Origin of the sequence: Streptomyces antnestii (assembly GCF_004005495.1) — a bacterium.
In the GTDB taxonomy this organism is placed as follows: Bacteria; Actinomycetota; Actinomycetes; order Streptomycetales; family Streptomycetaceae; genus Streptomyces; species Streptomyces antnestii.
The window spans coordinates 15,460-33,365 of record NZ_RZYA01000006.1; the positions used below are offsets into that span (position 1 = coordinate 15,460).

Consider the following 17,906-nt stretch of genomic DNA (forward strand, 5'->3'; position numbering starts at 1 on the left):
ACCAACAACCATGGCCAACTTCTCGAAGTCGCACGTCCCGCAGTTCTCGGTCGACGTCTATCAGAACGAGTACCTGCCGGAGGGCGGCCGCGAGGTCAACGCGATCGTGACGGTGACGTCGACAGGCGGCGGCACGGTCGGCGGTGCGGTGTCGGCGCCGCAGTTCTACGCGGCCGGCCGGGGGTCCGACGCGGCGGTGGCGCTGATGGTGGACTGTTCGGGCTCGATGGACTATCCGCCGACGAAGATGCGCAACGCCCGGGACGCCACGGCCGCCGCGATCGACACCCTGCGCGACGGGGTGCACTTCGCCGTGATCGGCGGGACTCACGTGGCGAAGGAGGTCTACCCGGGCGGCGGCGGGCTCGCGGTGGCCGACACCCGTACCCGCGGCGAGGCCAAGCAGGCGCTGCGCAAGCTGTCCGCGGGCGGCGGCACCGCGATCGGCACCTGGCTGGGCCTCGCCGACCGGCTCCTGGCGAGCGCCGACGTCTCGATCCGGCACGGCATCCTGCTGACCGACGGGCGCAACGAGCACGAGTCGCCCGAGGACCTCAAGGCCTCCCTCGACGCGTGCGCGGGCCGCTTCACCTGTGACGCGCGCGGTGTGGGGACGGACTGGGAGGTGAAGGAGGTCACCGGGATCGCCTCGGCCCTGCTCGGCACCGCCGACATCGTCGCCGACCCGGCGGGCCTCGCCGCCGACTTCACGCGGATGATGGAGACGGCGATGGGCAAGGAGGTCGCGGACGTCGCGCTGCGGCTGTGGACGCCCCTCGGCTCCGAGATCAAGTTCGTCAAGCAAGTCGCGCCCACCGTCGAGGAGTTGACGGACCGTCGTACCGAGGTGGGGCCGCGCGCCGGCGACTACCCGACGGGTTCCTGGGGCGACGAGTCGCGCGACTACCACGTGTGCGTACGGGTCCCGGACGCCGAGCTCGGGCAGGAGATGCTGGCCGCCCGCGTCTCGCTGGTGGTCCCGGGTGCCGACGGCGCCGTGCAGACCCTGTCGCAGGGTCTCGTACGGGCCGTGTGGACGGACGACATGGCCGCGTCCACGTCGATCAACCCGCAGGTCGCGCACTACACGGGACAGGCGGAACTGGCACAAGTCATCCAACAGGGTCTTGATGCCCGCAAAGCGGGCGATGCCGACGGGGCGACGGCCAAGCTGGGACGCGCGGTACAGCTCGCCGCGGCCTCCGGGAACGCGGATACGGCCAAACTGCTCTCGAAGGTGGTGGACGTGGTGGACGCCGCGGAAGGTACTGTTCGATTGAAGGCCAAGGTCGCCGAGGCTGACGAAATGACCCTCGAGACCCGGTCCACGAAGACTGTCCGTGTCAAGAAGTGATGACGTAGCGAAGTAACGGAGGGGAAGCACCGACATGCCGACCTGCCCGAACGGACACCAGTCGGGATCCGACGACTGGTGCGAGGTCTGCGGTCACCGCATGGCCGGTGCCGTACCCCCGCCCCCTCCCCCGCCGCCGCCGGCCGCCGGTTACGGATATCCCGCGTCCGGCCAGTCGTCCCCGCCCGGCTACGGCTACCCGCCGCCGGCCCCCGAGGGACAGGGCTCCCCGCCCCCGCCCGGCGCCGGGCCCGAGCTGTGCCCGCAGTGCCGCACGCCCCGTGAGGGCGGCGCGCCGTTCTGCGAGGAGTGCCGGTGGAACTTCCTGACGAACACGGCGACGTCCTACACCCCGGCCGCCCCGAACCCGTCGGCGCCCGGCTCCGGCCAGAGCATCGCCCCACCCCCGAACCCGGCGCTCCGCTTCCAGCAGCCGCCCGGCCCCGGTGACTCGTTCGACTACCACGGCTCGCGGCCCTCGCAGATGAACCGGCCCGCCGAGCCGATCCCGCCCTTCGGCGGCGACCCGTCGGGACCGCCGCCCCCGCCGGGCCCGCGCACCGGTGGCGCCCCGCAGGCGTTCCAGCAGCCGGGTCCGCCGGCCCCGCCCGCGTTCCCGCAGGAGACCGGCCACCCGCAGGGTCCGCCGCCTCCGCCGCCGGGGCCGTCGTTCGGCGGTGGCGGTGACGACTGGGTGCTCTCGCCCCCGTCGGCGCCGGCCGCGCCGTCGCAGCCCGGTCCCGCGGGCCAGGCTCCTGGCGCCCCGCAGGGCTTCCCGCCGCCGCAGCAGACCCAGGCTCCGCAGGCGCCCCAGGGGTTCCAGCAGCAGCCGACGGCGCCGGCTTCCTGGAGCGCGACGATCGGCCCCGACCGCGACTACTTCATGGCGATGATGCACCGCAGCGGGCCCGAGGCCTCGGGCCTGAACCTGCCCGCGTACTCGCCCGAGCAGCAGCGGCGGCTCACCGGGAACCAGCTGACGATCGGCCGTCGCCGGCACTCCACGGGCGACACCCCCGACATCGATCTTTCGGTGCCCCCGGAGGACCCGGGCGTCTCGCACCAGCACGCCGTGCTCGTGCAGCAGCCGGACGGGTCGTGGGCGGTCGTCGACCAGAACTCGACGAACGGCACCACGGTCAACGGCGGCGACGAGCCCATCCAGCCGTTCGTGCCCGTACCGCTCCAGGACGGCGACCGGGTGCACGTCGGCGCCTGGACGACGATCACGATCCACCGGGGCTAGTACCTGCCGGTCATGCCAGTCCTGCCGGGCCCGCCGGGCTCGGCAGGGGCCAGGCGTACGGCCCTTCGGGGGCGTCCAGCCAGGCCCACTCGTGCTCGCCGCTGACCGTGACGCCGAACCGTTCCCGCTCGGGCCGTCCCTCCCGTTCCCACAGGGCGAGGGCCTCGTGCGGGTCGAGCCGGCCCGCGGTCAGCGCCAGCAGGAACCGGAAGCAGTCGTCGGCCAGCGCCCGGCGGGGCAGCCCGCCGATGTGCTGCACCGGCTCCTCGCCCCGCGTCGTCCCGCGCAGCGGCACGAAGTAGGCGGGCGTGTGCAGGAAGCGGCCCTCGGCGTGCCCGGCGTCGCGCACCGTGAGCAGGATCAGGCCGGTCGCGAGGGGCGCCAGGACGCGCGCCCCGGGCCGGCACTGCGCGGGCCAGGCGGTGGGCACGGCCCGCAGCGCACAGGTCGCGATGATCCGGTCGTACGGGGCGTGCTCGGGGCAGCCGAGTGCTCCGTCGCCCGTGACGACGGCGGGGCGGCAGCCGGCCTCGGCGAGGTGCCGGCGCGCTGACTCGGTGATCTCCGGGTCCAAGTCCACCGTGGTGACGTTCTGCTCGCCCGCGCGCCGGGCGAGCAGCGCCGCGTTGTAGCCGGTGCCCGCGCCGATCTCCAGGACGCGGTCCCCCTCCCGTACGTCGAGTTCGACGAGCATCCGTGCCATCAGGGAGGGCTGGCTGCTGGACGACACCAGTTCCCCGTCGCGTACGCGCGTGGCGAGCGGTTCGTCGGCGTAGGCGCCCCGCAGCCAGCGCGCCCGCCGCCGGGGGTCGGGGTCCTCGCGCCACAGCCGCTGATAGCCGGTGGCCTTCGGCAGGTAGTAGTAGGGCACGAACACATGGCGCGGGACCTGCTCGAACACGTCGCGCCAGGCCGGGTCGGCGTCCCAGACCCCGCTCTCGGCGATCTCCCGCACGAGGGCGGCCCGCGCCGCCGCGGCAGCTGCCTCCAGGTCGGTGTCCTGTGCGCCCATGCGTCCACTGTGCTGCGCGGGACCCCGAAGAGCGAGCCCCTGTCCGGGTGGGGCGGGTACGACGGGCCCGGAGGACGGGCCGGGGCACGGGAGTTCGACGGCCGGTCCTAAGCCTCAGGTCCTCGTCCGGACCGTCTGAGACCATGTACACGTGCTGCATTTCCCGGGGGACGACCCCCGGACCCCCAGCCGGAAAGGCTCCGGGGGACCCGAGCGAGACTTGTGAGGCCAACTGACGTGACCGAGATTCCGCACGGCACGCTTCAGGAGCAGACCTTCTACGAGCAGGTCGGCGGCGAGGAGACCTTCCGGCGCCTGGTCCACCGCTTCTACGAGGGTGTCGCGGGCGACCCGCTGCTGCGTCCGATGTACCCGGAGGAGGACCTGGGTCCCGCCGAGGAGCGGTTCGCGCTCTTCCTGATGCAGTACTGGGGCGGCCCCCGCACCTACAGCGACCACCGGGGTCACCCGCGCCTGCGGATGCGGCACGCGCCGTTCACGGTGGACCGGGCCGCGCACGACGCGTGGCTGGGGCACATGCGGACCGCGGTCGACGAGCTCGGCCTGTCCGAGGAGCACGAGCACACGCTCTGGAACTACCTGACGTACGCGGCCGCTTCGATGGTGAACACGGAGGGCTGACGCGCCGGTATCCGAAGCCGGATCCCCGCTGTCCGGTACCGATTCGGCGCGAGACCCCTTCCCCAACCCCGTTCCCTCTGAAAGCATCCGGACAGACTTTCGGGGGATGTACGGCGTAGAGCGGTACGGGGGCTGGGGTGTCGGGGTTCGTCTTTCTACGGGTGCGCGCGCACCGTCTGCTGCTGACGGCCGCGCTCCTCGCCGTCCTGCTCACGACATCGGTCCTCGCGATGCTCAGCGCGTTCTCGGGCGCGATCGGTGACGCCTCGCTGCGTCACACGCTGCGGACCCGCGATGTGGCGAGCACCGCCCTGACCGTCGAGGCCGATGTGCCGCCCGAGGGCCGCGCGGCGGCTGACGCGGCGATCCGCTCGGGCGCGCGGCGCACCTTCGACGGGCTGCCGGTGACCGTGCAGCGCCTGACCAGGTCGGGCCCCTACGCGCTGCCGCGGTCGATCGTGCCCGCGGCAGACCGCTCCGGGAACCCGGACCTGACCCGGTTCGCGGCGCTCGACCGGCGCGAGGTCAGGATCACGCAGGGCCGCGGCCCCAGGGCTTCGGGCGGGAAAGCCGTCGAGGCGGCGCTGCCCGAGGCCGCCGCGCAGAAGCTGAAGCTGCGGCCCGGCGACCGGCTGCGGCTCAAGGACCGGTTCGGCGGGCCCGCGGTGACGGCCGTGCTCACCGGCCTGTACCGGCCCGTCAAGCCGAGCGCCCCGTACTGGACCCTCGACGACCTGGGCGGGCGCGGCATCCAGAAGCTCGCGTTCACGACGTACGGTCCGCTGCTTGCCGACGGCGCCGACCTCGCGGGCGGCCGGGTCAGCACCGGCAAGACCTCGTGGCTGGCGACCGCCGACTTCTCCTCGGTGACGACGGCGCGGATCGAAGCGCTGCGCACCAGCGCCCGCGCCGGCACGAAGACGCTGGTGCGCGAGAAGGCCCTGGCGGGCACGACCGGTGTCAGCACGTCGCTGCCCGAGACCCTCGACCGGTCCGAGCGCGCCCTCCTCGTCTCCCGCTCGACCCTCCTGATCGTCGCGCTCCAGCTGGTCCTGCTCGCCGCGTACGCGCTGCTGCTCGTGGCCCGGCTGCTGAGCACGGACCGGGCGGGCGAGACGTGGATGCTGCGGGCGCGCGGCGGTTCGCGGGCCCGGGTCACCTCGCTCGCCGCGGTCGAGGCGCTGCTGCTCGCCGTGCCCGCCGCGGTGGGCGCGCCGCTGCTCGCGGGCCCACTGATCCGGCTGCTGTCCTCCCGGGGCGCCCTGTCCCGGATCGGGCTCCGCCTGGACGTGGGGGCCGGGTCCGGGGTGTGGCTGGTGGCCGGGGCGGTCGCGGTGGGCTGCGCGCTCGCGGTGACGGTGCCCGCGCTGAGCGCCGACGGGCCCGAGCGCGGCCGGGCCAGGGCGCTGCCCGCGCCGCTGCGCGCGGGCGCCGACGTCGGTCTCCTTGTCATCGCGGCCGTCGCGTACTGGCAGCTCGACCGGCAGACGTCCGGTTCGGGCGCGCTCAGCGGCGACACCTCCGGCACCCTCGGCATCGACCCGCTCCTCGTGACGGCACCCGCGCTGGCTCTGCTCGCCGGCACCGTCCTGACGCTGCGGCTGCTGCCGCCCGTCGCGAAGCTCGCCGAGCGGCGCGCGGCCGGCGGGCGCGGGCTGCCCACGGCGCTCGCGGGCTGGCAGTTCAGCCGCCGCCCGCTGCGCAACACCGGGCCCGTCCTGCTCCTCGTCCTCGCGGTCGCCATGGGCATGCTCGCCATCGGGCAGGGCGCGTCGTGGAACCGCTCACAGGAGGACCAGGCGGACTTCCGGGCGGGCGCCTCCATCCGCGTCACGGGAGCCGAGGACGGCCTGACCCAGGCCGGGCTCTACGCGGCGGTGCCCGGGGTGCGGGACGCGGCGCCCGCCCTGCGCACCCAGCTGCCGCTCAGCGGGGACCGGGCGGCGACCGTCCTCGCCCTCGACACGGCCCACGCGCGGGACGGCCTGCTGCTGCGCGACGACCTGGCCGCCAAGTCCCCGACGCGGCTGCTGACTTCACTGCGCACCGGCGGCGACCGCATCCCCGGCGTCCAGCTGCCGTCCGACGCGGCGGGCGCCTCTCTCGTGCTGCGGCTGAGCACGCCCGGCCGGCCGCACGGCGCCTCCCCGTCCGGGGTGGCGGGCGCGGTGACCGCCACCGTCGAGGACCGCTACGGGACCCCGTACGACCTGGACCTGGACGATCTGCCCGCCGACGGGCGCCCGCACCGGCTCGCCCTCGACCTCGCCCCCGGTGACGGCTCCGCGCTCGACCGGCCGGCGGCCCCGCTGACCCTGACGGGCCTGGCCCTCGGCCTCGTCCAGCCCGTCGGCACCGCCACCGAGCACCGGCTCGCCCTGGAAGGCATCCGGGCCGTGGACGGCGCGGGCAAGGAACGCGCGCTGAAGCCGGGCACGGACTGGCAGACGTCACTCGACGCGCCGAACTCCGACGGACCACCGGGCATGCCGGTGCTCGCGCCGCTGACGGGCGGGCCGGTGGCCGTCACGTTCCACACCGGTTACGTCATCGACCCGAGCGGTGCGCCGTCCGTCGTCAGCGTCCGGCTCGGCGCGAACCGGCCCACGGTCGGCAAGGTCGCCGCCGTCGCCTCGGACCGCTTCCTGCGCTCGTCCGGCACGAAGGTCGGCTCCACGATCGCCGTGCCCATCGGCGGCTCGTCTGTCGACGTCACGATCGCGGGGAGCGTACGGGCGCTGCCGACCACGGGCCCCGAGGCCGACGCCGGGGCCGCGGCGCAGCCGGCCACGGAGAGCGGCGCCGAGTCGACCGACGGCGGCGCCCTGCTCCTCGACCTGCGCACCCTGAACCAGGCTCTCTCCGAGCAGCAGGCGTCCACCGTCAAACCCGGCGAGTGGTGGCTGAGCACGGACCCCGGTGACACGGAGAAGGCCGCCGCCGCGCTGCGTGCCCGCCCCGACGCCGACCCCTCGCAGGTCCTCGTGCGGTCCGAGATCGCCGAGTCGCTGCGTGACGACCCGCTCGGCGCGGGCCCGCAGTCCGCGCTCACCGCGGCGGCCGTCGCGGCGGCGCTGCTCGCGGCGGTCGGCTTCACCGTGAACACGGCGGGCTCGCTGCGGGAGCGCGGCGGCGAGTTCGCGGTCCTGCGGGCCCTCGGTGCGCCACGGCGCCAGCTCGCCCGTCTCGTCGCCGTCGAGCAGGGCGTCCTCGTCGTCCTCGCCCTGCTGGTGGGCGCGGCCCTCGGGGCGTTCCTCACCCGGGCCGTCGTGCCGCTCGTCGTGCTGACCGGGCAGGCCACGCAGCCGGTGCCGAAGCTGCTGGTCGAACTGCCCCCGGGACAGGTCCTGTTCCTCCTCGCGGGGGTCGCCGCGACGCCCGTCCTGATCACCGCGGGCCTCGCCCTGCGCCGGCCGCCGGACGCGGCGATCACGCTGCGCCGCCAGGGGAGTGAGTGACATGAGGCAACCGGCCGTCGCCCCCTGGGTGCGCACCCGCCTGCGCACCGCGCCCGGCGCCGCCTGGGCGCTCGCCCTCCTGGTGGCCCTCACCTCCTGCCTGGCCGCCGCGTTCCCGCGCGCCGTCGAGGACTACGAGGACGCGGGCCTGCGCCACGCGGTGTCGGAGGCCGCGCCCGAACGCACCGTCCTCGACCTCACCATGGCCGAACCGGGCCTCACCCTGCTGCCGGGCAAGCGGGACGAGATGGTGCGCGGCGCCTCGACGAAGGCCGCGTACCGGCGCGTCGTGCGCTCCCTGAGCGCCCCGCTCGCCGTCGACGCGGCGCAGTCCTCGTACGGGCTGCGCACCACCAAGGCCCTCACGGCGGCGGACCCGTGGTTGCCGAGGCCCGACGGACTGCCCGCCGCGCTCACGCTCTCCGCGCAGAGCGGGCTCGCCGGGCACGCCACCGTCGTACGGGGGCGGCTGCCGCGCGTGGACGGTCAAGTCACCGCCGACAGCAGGCAGGTGGAGGCCGCGGTGACGGCCGCCACCGCCAGGGCCCTGCACATCGAGCCCGGTGCGTTGATCCATGTGCCGGCCCTCATGAGCGGCCGGGTCAGCCTGCGCGTCACCGGGATCGTGAAGCCGCGCGACCCCGAGGGCGCGTACTGGGCGGCGCGGCCCGTCTTCCGCACACCGGCCCTCGGTCAGACGGTGGACATGCCTCCGTCGACGTTCTGGCGCGCCGGTCTGCTCCTCGCGCCGGACGCGGCACCCGTGCTCCTCAACACCGACAGCGCCCCCGAGCAGTTCTGGCAGCTCGCGCCCGACCTCGGCGCCCTGAACGCGCGCGGCATGCCCCGCCTGAAGTCGGCGCTCACCTATACGACGGACGGGCCGGGCCTCATCAAGGTGCGCGAGACCACGGGGGGCGACACCGACGCCGCCACCGGCCTCGAAGAGCTCATCACCGGCTACCAGAAGCTGCGCGCCGGCATCGGCCCGGTGGTCTCCGTCGCCGCCTACGGCACCGGCACCGTCGCTGTGATCGTGCTCCTGATGGCGGGCGGTCTCGCCGCCGAACGGCGCCGGCCGGAGCTCACCGTGCTGCGCTCGCGCGGCGGTTCGGTGCGCGGCCTCGCCGGGCGGCTGCTCGCCGAGACCGCGGTCGTCGCCGTACCGGCGGGCGCTGCCGGGCTCGCCGTCGCGCTGTTCGCCGTCCCGCACGGCCGGTGGCTGCCCGCCGCGCTGGGCGCCGCCGCGGTCGTCGTGCTCTCCTGCCTCGCGCTGCCCGTGCGTGCCGCGCTCGCGCACCGGGGCGTCCAGGTCCGCGGGGCGCGCGACGACCTCGCCCGGGCGCGCCCGTCGCGCCGCCGCACCGTCGCCGAACTCACCGTGCTCGTCCTGGCGGTGGCGGCCGTCGTGGCGCTGCGCCGCCGGGGCACGGGCGACGGCGGCGACAGCCTGGTCGCGCTCGCGCCCGTCCTGGTCGGGGTCGTCGCGGCGTTCGTCCTCGTCCGCGTCTACCCGCTGCCGCTGCGCTGGCTGGCCCGGCCCGCCGGGCGCCTGCGCGGCGCCGTCGGTTATCTGTCGCTGGCCCGTGCGGGCCGCGCCACGGCGGGCGCGGGCACGGCGGTCCTGCCGCTGCTCGCGCTGCTGACCGCGCTGACGACGGCCGCGTTCGGCGGCTCGGTCCTCGCGGGCATCGACGACGCGCGGGACCGGGCCGCGACCCTGTCGACCGGTGCGGACGCCCGTATCGAGTCCTCGTCGCCCCTGCCCTCCGCGCTCGCCGGCAAGGTCGCGAGGCTGCCCGGCGTGCGGGAGGTGTCGCCGTTGACCGTGCGCTACGACGCCGAGCCCGGCCAGGGAACCCGCAGGATCCCGCTGGCGGTCGTGGACCCGGCGTCGTACGCGCGCCTGTCCGCCCGTACGGGCCTCGGGCCGTTCCCCGCCCACGAGTTGACGACGACCACCGCGCGCGCCGGGACCCCCGGATCGCCGCTGCCCGTGCTCGCCTCGCCGTCCATGCGGGACGTCTTCGGGACCGGCCCGTTCTCGCTCTGGCTGGACGGCGAGACCGTCGTGCTGCGGATCTCCGCCGTGCGTGCGTACACGCCCGCTCTGTCCCAGGACTTCCTCGTCGCCGACGCGAAGGCCCTGGCCCGCCGGGTCGGCGCGCACGACAAGGGCAGCGAGGCCATCGCGGACCGCTACCGGCCCAACTCCCTTCTCGTCACCGGCGCCCGGGTCGACGGGGCCGCGCTGCGCGAGACGGCGGGCTCCGGCGTGAGCGTGCGCCTGCGGGCCACCGAACGCGCCCGCTACGTCGACTCGCCCCTCCAGACCGGCGCCGCCCGCGTCTACTCGGCGGCCGTCGTCATCGGCGCGGGCTACGCGGCCCTGAGCCTGCTCCTCGCCCTGGCCCGCGCCGCCCCCGAACGCGGCGCGCTCCTCGCACGCCTGCGCACCATGGGCCTCACCCGCCGGCAGGCCCGCCGCCTGCTCGTCCTCGAAGCGCTCCCCCAGGCCGTGCTCGCCGCGGCGGGCGGCGCCCTGACCGGCTGGGCCGCGATCCAGCTCCTCGCGCCCGGCCTCGACCTGACGGCGCTCGCCCTGGCGACGGGCCCCGGCGGCGACAGCCCGGCGGGCCGCCTCCGCACGGACTCCCTGTCCCTGCTGCTGCCCGCCCTGTGCGTCGTCGCCCTCGCCACGGCCGTGGCGTCCGGCCAGGCGTGGTGGTCCGGACGGCGGGGATCCGTACGGGAGTTGAGGGCGGGCGAATCACTGTGACGAACCGTGGGAGAGACTCCATGACCACCACCGGCCCCACCCTCGCCGACCTCGAACGGCGCGCCGCGGACCGCCGTGACCGGCCCGCGTACGGGCACGACGCGCTGATCACCTGCGACCGTCTGGTCCGTATCTTCTCCACCGACGGCGTCGAGGTGCAGGCACTCCAGGGCCTTGATCTCCTCGTGCGCGAGGGCGAGTTGATGGCACTGGTCGGCGCGTCCGGCAGCGGCAAGTCGACGCTGATGAACATCCTCGCGGGGCTCGACGAGCCGACCGCCGGAGCGGCGAAGGTGGCGGGCTGCGACCTGCTCACGATGGGCGCGAAGGAACGCCTCCGCTACCGCCGGGACATCGTCGGCTTCGTCTGGCAGCAGACGGCCCGCAATCTGCTCCCCTACCTGACGGCGGCGCAGAACGTGGCGCTCCCCATGCAGCTGCGCGGCGGCACGAAACGCTCCCACAAGACGCGCCGGTCCCTGGAACTCCTCGAACTGCTCGGCGTCGGCGACTGCCGCGACCGCCGGCCGCAGCAGCTGTCGGGCGGCCAGCAGCAGCGCGTCGCCATCGCGGTGGCCCTCGCCAACGAGCCGTCGGTCCTGCTCGCCGACGAGCCGACGGGTGAGCTGGACTCCCACACGGGCGAGCGGATCTTCGAGGCGTTCCGCACGGCGAACGAGGAGCTGGGCACGACGATCGTGATCGTCACGCACGACCAGGCCGTCGCCTCCGAGGTCCGCCGCACGGTGGCCATCCGCGACGGCCGCACCTCGACGGAGGTCCTGCGCCGCACAGAGGTCGACGCGACGACCGGCCAGGAGTCGGTGATCTCGAGGGAGTACGCCATGCTCGACCGAGCGGGCCGCCTCCAACTCCCGTCGGACTACACGGAAACGCTCCACATGCGGGACAGGGTCCTACTGGAACTGGAGGAAGACCACATAGGAATCTGGCCGGACAACACCCACGACTAGCGGCGTGCACCTCACTGCGGGCACCTGGTCCACCAGCCGCGATCCCCCGCTGTGGCCAGCCGGTCCACCCAGCCGCAGGCACCCGCCCCCGCCCCCTCCCCCGCTGTGGGCAGCTGGTCCGCCAGGGGCGGAACGGGTGGGCACAGCCCACGCGCCGGGCGCCGATCACACGGGCGTAAGGGCCAATCCGCCCGGCCCACCCCGACGCAGAGCCACCGACCCATAAGCCGTACGCAGCCGCAGCCAAGACCCGCTCTTCAGCAGGTCGAGCGTGTCCCCACGCAGAAACCCAAGCGACTGCGCCGCGTGAGCGACCCGCACCGGCACCCCGGTCTCACCAATGGTCCGCGACCAGATCTCGCGCCCGATCCGATCCAGCTCGGCGCGAGAGCGCACGTCAGGAGCCAACTCCTCGACACGCGCCTTGAATTCGCCGACGGCAGCCCGGACGAGCCCCCGCACGACATCCATCTCCGGGAACCCGGAAACCCGCTCCCAGCCACCCCGCGGCGGCAGCACACCGGCCCACGGAGGCCCGGTCACCGAGGCCGGCACCCGCACAGTCCCGGCCGCCTCGTCGATCGACTCGAGAAGCTCACCGGCCGACACGGTCACATCGAGCGCGTCGTCGAGCCCGTACTCGTACGGCTTGAGCAGCCGCACCGTACGGATCGCGAGCACCTCGAAGGACGGCGGGCGGCCGAAGACCGCCAGCGCCCGTCCGCCCGCCTGGAGCCGCACGGCCGCCGCACGGTCGTAGTGCACGAGCCGGCCGAGGAAGGCGGCGAGGTCCGCCCCTTCCCCGGCGTCGGCGAAGTGCAGCACGGGTGCCGTCATGCGGCCAGCGCCCCCGAGCCGCTGTCGGCGCCGTCGTCCACGTACTCCTGGAGGAAGCGCTTCTCCTCGGCGGTGATCCGCCGGGGCCGCTGCGCCTCCAGGTCGAACGGCACGACCACGGTCGAGGCCCGCACGTACACCTGGTCCGTGTCCTTGATCTCGTACGCGATCGTGAGGGACGCGGCGCCCACCTTCGTGACCCACGACTCGACGGTGACCGGCTCGTGCCGGTGCACCAGCGGGCGCACGTAGTCGATCTCGTGGCGGGCCACGACGGACCCGCCGGAGAACGACGGCGACCCGTCCCCGGGCGCGAGCCGGAACATGAAGTCGATCCGCGCCTCTTCCAGGTACCGCAGGAAGACGACGTTGTTGACGTGCCCGAAGGCATCCATGTCCGACCAGCGCAGAGGGCAGGCGTAGATGTGACGCACGATCAGCCTCGCGTCAGCTTCTTGTACGTGGCCCGGTGCGGACGCGCGGCGTCCGCGCCCAGGCGCTCGACCTTGTTCTTCTCGTACGACTCGAAGTTGCCCTCGAACCAGTACCACTTGGAGTCACCCTCGTAGGCGAGGATGTGCGTCGCGACCCGGTCCAGGAACCAGCGGTCGTGGGAGATGACCACGGCCGCGCCCGGGAACTCGAGCAGCGCGTTCTCGAGGGAGGACAGGGTCTCGACGTCCAGGTCGTTCGTCGGCTCGTCGAGGAGCAGCAGGTTGCCGCCCTCCTTGAGCGTCAGGGCGAGGTTCAGGCGGTTGCGCTCACCGCCGGACAGGACGCCGGCCGGCTTCTGCTGGTCCGGGCCCTTGAAGCCGAAGGCGCTGACGTACGCGCGCGACGGCATCTCGACCTGGCCGACGTTGATGTAGTCCAGCTCGTCCGAGACGACGGCCCACAGGGTCTTCTTCGGGTCGATGTTGGCGCGGCCCTGGTCGACGTAGCTGACCTTGACCGTGTCACCGATCTTGATCGAGCCGTTGTCCGGCGTCTCCAGGCCCTGGATCATCTTGAACAGCGTGGTCTTGCCCGCGCCGTTCGGACCGATGATGCCGACGATGCCGTTACGCGGCAGCGAGAAGCTGAGGTTGTCGACGAGCACCTTGTCGCCGAAGGCCTTCGAGAGGTTCTCGACCTCGACGACGATGGAACCGAGGCGCGGGCCCGGCGGGATCTGGATCTCCTCGAAGTCCAGCTTCCGCATCTTGTCCGCCTCGGCGGCCATCTCCTCGTAGCGCGCCAGACGCGCCTTGGACTTGGCCTGACGCCCCTTGGCGTTGGACCGCACCCACTCGAGCTCTTCCTTGAGGCGCTTGGCGCGCTTCTCGTCCTTGCGGCCCTCGACCTTGAGGCGGGAGGCCTTCTTGTCGAGGTACGTCGAGTAGTTGCCCTCGTAGGGGAGCGCGCGGCCGCGGTCCAGCTCGAGGATCCACTCGGCGACGTTGTTCAGGAAGTAGCGGTCGTGGGTGACGGCCACGACGGCACCGGGGTACTGGGAGAGGTGCTGCTCCAGCCAGTTCACCGACTCGGCGTCGAGGTGGTTGGTGGGCTCGTCGAGGAGCAGCAGGTCGGGCGCCTCGATGAGGAGCTTGCAGAGCGCGACGCGGCGCTTCTCACCACCGGAGAGGTTGGTGACGGCCCAGTCGCCGGGCGGGCAGCCGAGGGCGTCCATGGCCTGCTCGAGCTGGGCGTCGAGGTCCCACGCGTTGGCGTGGTCCAGGTCCTCCTGGAGCTTGCCCATCTCTTCCATGAGCGCGTCGGAGTAGTCGGTCGCCATGAGCTCGGCGACCTCGTTGAAGCGCTTGAGCTTGCCCATGATCTCGGCGGCGCCGTCCTGGACGTTCTCCAGGACGGTCTTCGACTCGTCCAGCTGCGGCTCCTGCATGAGGATGCCGACGGTGAAGCCGGGCGAGAGGAACGCGTCACCGTTGGACGGCTGCTCGAGGCCGGCCATGATCTTCAGGACCGTGGACTTACCGGCGCCGTTCGGACCCACAACACCGATCTTCGCGCCGGGCAGGAAGCTCAGGGTGACGTCATCGAGAATCACCTTGTCGCCGTGCGCCTTGCGCGTCTTGCGCATGGTGTAGATGTACTCAGCCAAGAGAAACCGTCCGGCAATCGATGTGTGGGCAGATACACCCCATCTTGCCTGACGGCTACCCCATGGGGGAAACCAGTACGGCCAGGGGTCCATGACCTGGCCGCTCCCGGTTCGTCTCGGTAGCCGATCTGTCACTGGTTGTCGATGTGGTCACTGCCGAGCCCCGACCGGTGGAGTGACTGTCCTGTCCGGCCGGGTGACGCGGCGCCGCGCGGACGGGTGATTCAGGTGGTTTTCCCGTTGTCGGACGGAAGAGAAACAGGTGGCATTTATTCGCGAATAAGAAGCATGCCCCTCAGGGAGGAATCATGTCGATACAAGTGGGCGCGCTCGTGCGCGGCAGTGCGGTGCTGGTCACCGCCGCGGCGACCGCCGCCATGCTGAGCGCCCCTGCCCGAAGCTCCGAAGCCGCAGCCCACGACGGGCGCACGAACGGCGGCCGGCCGGCCGAGACCAGGCAGATCGCGTCCTCGGTCCTGGACGCGGACGAGAACGTCAAGTTCACCCTGACCGCGATCCGGTCCACCGCCGACCCACTGAAGGCGTCCGTCCGCCTGAAGGCCTTCGCCCGGAAGCACGGCCGGTTCGTACTGTCCGACGAGGTACGGGTCGGCGCGGTGGACAGCTGGTTCTGGTTCCCGGTCACCGGACGGGGCGCGATCTGCGAGTTCTCGACGGCAAGCACCGACCCCGCACCCGTCGCGGCGAGCTTGCTGATCACCCCGGCGATCGGCTGCTCGCTCCCCGAGCGTTTCGAGCTGCGGGACGGGAAGTTCGAAGCCGACGGCCACCGCGCACAAGCCCCGCACGGCGGAGTAAGCACCGGCGGTGGCGGCATGGCCGGACGGACAGTCGCTCAGGGCGCTTGAGCGGGGCGACGGCCCAGAGACGGCCCAAGCCCCTGACACGGCCCCTCATCGGCGGAAAACCGCTGGTGAGGGGCCTTTGCATGGTCTCAGTCCTCGGTCGGGGACTTCTTCTTGCGGGCCAGGAAGACCGCTCCGCCGCCGATCACCACGAGGGCGATGGCGATGCCCGCGATCACCGGCGTCGCGTTCGAGCTGCCGGTGTCGGCGAGGTCGGTTCCGGCGCTGCCGGTGCCGCCCACGGAGGCCGGGCTCGGCAGCGGCGAGGGCTGCGCGACGCCGCCCATGGTCACCGTCCCGCCCTCGGTCCGGCAGTCGAGCACGCCCTTGAACCGCTGGGCGAAGCCGTTCGGCCCCTTGATCGTGAAGTCGTACGCCTGGTCCTCCTGCAACGGGATCGTCACCGTCTGCGACGCCCCGGCGGCGATGGTGTGCTCCAGGCCCATCAGCTTGAACGTGAAGGGCTCGTCGCCCTTGTTGACCGCCGTGATGTCCACGCCGCTCTTGTCGCAGTTCTTCCGCGCCGACAGGGCGGGGGCCGCGCCCCTCTTCGCCCAGTTCGCCGTCGCGGTCGCGGAGACCGTGGACTCGCTGGACCCGGCGAGGATCTGCGTCTGGCTGCGGGTGTCGGAGACGAAGGCACGGCCGACGGGGACGGTCGTCGACGCCTGCACCGTGAGCGCGGCCGCGCCGTCGGGGGCGTCCTCGGGGACGTCGAAGAACAGCTGTCCGCCGTCGGACGCGGACGTCACGGGCTTGCCGGCCTTGTCGACGATCTTTATCCCGCTGGCGGCCGCGTCGATGGGCGGCGTCACGCTGACGCTGCCGGCGTTGGTGTGGACCGTGACCGGGCCGAGGAGCTTGCCGGCGTGGCCGGAGACGGCGGAGGGCTCCAGGTTCAGGGAGGCCCTGGGCTCGGCGAGGGGGCGCGCGCTCTTCTGGAGGTAGTCGGCGAGCTTCTCGGCGGCGGGGCTGACCGCGTCCACGTCCGCGCCGTCCGAGTAACGCCAGATGGCGACCTGGGTGCCGGCCGCGGCGTCCTTCTCGGTGAGGGTGCCGGCGCCGGACTTGCGAGCCAGCGCGGCGAGGTCGTTGACCTGGGGGTAGGAGTTCTGCAGGATCCAGCGGATCCTGCCCGCGTTCGCGTTCCCGCTCAGCGACGTACCGCTCCAGGGGGTCTCCTGGTACTTCGCGTCCCGCTGCGTCGGGTTGTGGATGTCGATGCAGTACGTCTGCAGCGTGCCGCCGTTCTCGACGGACATCTCGAACAGCCCCGCGGAGACGGGCTCGTCCTGGCCATGGTCGTGGATGACGGCCTGCCCGTAGGTCTTGAGCCCACCGATCGTGGCCGTCGCACCGCCCTGCCCCTGGGGCACGTCGTCGGCCACGGCCGCACCGGCCCCGGATATCGCGGCCGTCACGGCCATCCCGGACACCAGGGCCGCCGCGGCGAGGCGGGCGGCGCCCCGGCCGCGTGGGGCGACCGCCGACAACACAGATACCTCAGAGAACACAGAATTCCCCTTCAGGCGGGACACATGGCACGAGGGGGGTGACGTCCCGCCGACAGAACGAAGTGTGAATCAGACGTTGGGTCAGACGCTGGGTCAGACGTTGGATCAGACGCTGGGTCAGACGCGTGAATCAATTGCCCCGTTAGCTACGCCCGGCATCCTAAGGAAGTCGCGCACCACCGTCCCCAGGTCACAGGGGTGCGGGGACGATCCGAATCGGAATCGTTATGGCCGCTAAGGATTACGGCGCTGGCTTATCGACAAATCCATGACATGGAACCGGCGTTCATTCGCCGATAAGCCACACTTCGGTCAGAGAACGGCTCCGGTCGGCGACAGAACCTTTCCGGCCGACGACTGATCTGTTTCAGCCGACGGCGGCCGGCTCCCGCCGCTCACTCCCATCACGAGGCTCGCCGCCGCCCGGGCCGTTCTCCGCCTGGGACCCGTTCCCCGCCTGGGAGCCGTTCTCCGTCCGGGAGCCGCTCGCCTTCTCATCGTCAGGTGCGATCTCGAACGACGGTGCGTCGCCGTCCTGTTGGCGGACCGCCCTCTCCTGCCGCGAGCGCCGGAACGCGGTCGTCCCGCGCGACAGGTCGTGGCCGACGGCCGACGCCTGGATGTCCGCGGACGTCCAGTGCTGCCCGCCCCGCTCCTCGTCACGCACCCTCAACCTCCCCTGCACGAGCACGGGTTCACCGATGGACAGCGAGCCCTGCACATTCGTGCCGAGCGCGCCCCACGCCCAGACCGTGAAGAAGTTCGTGTGCCCGTCCACCCACTCGTTGCGCACCCGGTCGAAGTGGCGTGAGGTCGCCGCGAGCCGGAACCGCGCCACCGGCCCCTTCGGCAGCTCCCGGTACACCGGCGTCGTCGCGACGTTCCCCACCACCGTCACCGTCGTCTCGCTCATCTCGGTCCGCCCTCCCCTGCGCACGGACGCGTGCGGGCCCGTCCCGCACGGCCTCGTCCGTACCGCGGCCCCGGTGTTCCCGGGTCGCGTTCTCAGAGTGCACGTGCCGGGACGAGCCCGCTGACGGCTGTGTTCTACCAGCCGGTTGTGGAAAACCCGGCCCCCCAGAAGGGGGAATGGGGAGCCGGGTGGTCGACGGAACGAGGGGAC

13 protein-coding genes are annotated in these 17,906 nt (G+C 73.0%); 7 read left to right on the forward strand and 6 right to left on the reverse strand.

The features are described from left to right. Positions 1-10: 10 nt before the first annotated feature. Both EOT10_RS14645 and EOT10_RS14650 read left to right on the forward strand, forming a co-directional pair. The gene (locus EOT10_RS14645; RefSeq protein WP_127828635.1) at positions 11-1,354 is read left to right on the forward strand and encodes a vWA domain-containing protein; all 1,344 of its coding nucleotides are present in this window, start codon (positions 11-13) and stop codon (positions 1,352-1,354) included. Between the two features lie 34 nt (positions 1,355-1,388). Beyond that, positions 1,389-2,600: an FHA domain-containing protein gene (locus EOT10_RS14650; protein ID WP_127828636.1), complete on the forward strand. Its 1,212-nt coding sequence runs from the start codon at positions 1,389-1,391 to the stop codon at positions 2,598-2,600. 10 nt (positions 2,601-2,610) lie between these two features. Here EOT10_RS14650 and EOT10_RS14655 read toward each other — a convergent pair whose 3' ends face one another. Continuing rightward, positions 2,611-3,612 (reverse strand): methyltransferase domain-containing protein, encoded by a 1,002-nt coding sequence (locus EOT10_RS14655; RefSeq protein ID WP_127828637.1) that lies wholly within the window; start codon positions 3,610-3,612, stop codon positions 2,611-2,613. Positions 3,613-3,849: 237 nt separating this feature from the next. Here EOT10_RS14655 and EOT10_RS14660 point away from each other — a divergent pair, with 237 nt between their 5' ends. The 4 genes from EOT10_RS14660 to EOT10_RS14675 all read left to right on the forward strand — a co-directional run bounded on the left by EOT10_RS14660 (position 3,850) and on the right by EOT10_RS14675 (position 11,465). After that, entirely contained in the window at positions 3,850-4,254 is a 405-nt protein-coding gene (locus EOT10_RS14660; RefSeq protein WP_127828638.1) for a globin, read from the forward strand. A 137-nt stretch (positions 4,255-4,391) separates the two neighbouring features. Further along, positions 4,392-7,712 carry an FtsX-like permease family protein gene (locus tag EOT10_RS14665; RefSeq protein ID WP_127828639.1) on the forward strand — a complete coding sequence of 1,107 codons (3,321 nt, stop codon included), beginning with the start codon at positions 4,392-4,394 and terminating at the stop codon, positions 7,710-7,712. A 1-nt stretch (position 7,713) separates the two neighbouring features. After that, the gene (locus EOT10_RS14670) at positions 7,714-10,491 is read left to right on the forward strand and encodes an FtsX-like permease family protein (RefSeq protein ID WP_127828640.1); all 2,778 of its coding nucleotides are present in this window, start codon (positions 7,714-7,716) and stop codon (positions 10,489-10,491) included. A 20-nt stretch (positions 10,492-10,511) separates the two neighbouring features. Then, a complete protein-coding gene (locus EOT10_RS14675; RefSeq protein WP_127828641.1) occupies positions 10,512-11,465 on the forward strand; it encodes an ABC transporter ATP-binding protein in 954 nt (317 codons plus the stop codon). 165 nt (positions 11,466-11,630) lie between these two features. Here EOT10_RS14675 and EOT10_RS14680 read toward each other — a convergent pair whose 3' ends face one another. From EOT10_RS14680 to ettA, 3 genes are read right to left on the reverse strand one after another with little or no spacing between them, the layout of a single operon-like run. Then, positions 11,631-12,302, reverse strand: coding sequence for a DUF8010 domain-containing protein (locus tag EOT10_RS14680; RefSeq protein WP_127828642.1), 672 nt, complete (start codon positions 12,300-12,302; stop codon positions 11,631-11,633). Beyond that, positions 12,299-12,739: an acyl-CoA thioesterase gene (locus EOT10_RS14685; RefSeq protein WP_127828912.1), complete on the reverse strand. Its 441-nt coding sequence runs from the start codon at positions 12,737-12,739 to the stop codon at positions 12,299-12,301. The genes EOT10_RS14680 and EOT10_RS14685 overlap by 4 nt, the downstream gene beginning before the upstream one ends. Next, positions 12,739-14,403 carry an energy-dependent translational throttle protein EttA gene (gene ettA / locus EOT10_RS14690; protein ID WP_127828643.1) on the reverse strand — a complete coding sequence of 555 codons (1,665 nt, stop codon included), beginning with the start codon at positions 14,401-14,403 and terminating at the stop codon, positions 12,739-12,741. The genes EOT10_RS14685 and ettA overlap by 1 nt, the downstream gene beginning before the upstream one ends. Before the next feature lie 308 nt (positions 14,404-14,711). Here ettA and EOT10_RS14695 point away from each other — a divergent pair, with 308 nt between their 5' ends. Beyond that, complete coding sequence (locus tag EOT10_RS14695) at positions 14,712-15,272, forward strand: hypothetical protein (RefSeq protein WP_189491568.1); 561 nt, start codon at positions 14,712-14,714, stop codon at positions 15,270-15,272. An 86-nt stretch (positions 15,273-15,358) separates the two neighbouring features. Here the strand turns inward: EOT10_RS14695 and EOT10_RS14700 are convergent, their stop codons facing one another. Both EOT10_RS14700 and EOT10_RS14705 read right to left on the reverse strand, forming a co-directional pair. Beyond that, the gene (locus tag EOT10_RS14700; RefSeq protein ID WP_127828913.1) at positions 15,359-16,696 is read right to left on the reverse strand and encodes a Cys-Gln thioester bond-forming surface protein; all 1,338 of its coding nucleotides are present in this window, start codon (positions 16,694-16,696) and stop codon (positions 15,359-15,361) included. Between the two features lie 454 nt (positions 16,697-17,150). Next, positions 17,151-17,696 carry a single-stranded DNA-binding protein gene (locus EOT10_RS14705; protein ID WP_127828644.1) on the reverse strand — a complete coding sequence of 182 codons (546 nt, stop codon included), beginning with the start codon at positions 17,694-17,696 and terminating at the stop codon, positions 17,151-17,153. Positions 17,697-17,906: the final 210 nt, after the last annotated feature.

Bases quoted from the DNA above. Each gene is read 5' to 3' on its own strand.
- EOT10_RS14705 (WP_127828644.1), bottom strand. From the start codon at position 17,696: ATGAGCGAGACGACGGTGACGGTGGTGGGGAACGTCGCGACGACGCCG.
- EOT10_RS14675 (WP_127828641.1), top strand. From the start codon at position 10,512: ATGACCACCACCGGCCCCACCCTCGCCGACCTCGAACGGCGCGCCGCG.
- EOT10_RS14695 (WP_189491568.1), top strand. From the start codon at position 14,712: ATGTCGATACAAGTGGGCGCGCTCGTGCGCGGCAGTGCGGTGCTGGTC.
- EOT10_RS14700 (WP_127828913.1), bottom strand. From the start codon at position 16,696: ATGGCCGTGACGGCCGCGATATCCGGGGCCGGTGCGGCCGTGGCCGAC.
- EOT10_RS14650 (WP_127828636.1), top strand. From the start codon at position 1,389: ATGCCGACCTGCCCGAACGGACACCAGTCGGGATCCGACGACTGGTGC.
- EOT10_RS14655 (WP_127828637.1), bottom strand. From the start codon at position 3,612: ATGGGCGCACAGGACACCGACCTGGAGGCAGCTGCCGCGGCGGCGCGG.
- EOT10_RS14645 (WP_127828635.1), top strand. From the start codon at position 11: ATGGCCAACTTCTCGAAGTCGCACGTCCCGCAGTTCTCGGTCGACGTC.
- EOT10_RS14670 (WP_127828640.1), top strand. From the start codon at position 7,714: ATGAGGCAACCGGCCGTCGCCCCCTGGGTGCGCACCCGCCTGCGCACC.
- EOT10_RS14680 (WP_127828642.1), bottom strand. From the start codon at position 12,302: ATGACGGCACCCGTGCTGCACTTCGCCGACGCCGGGGAAGGGGCGGAC.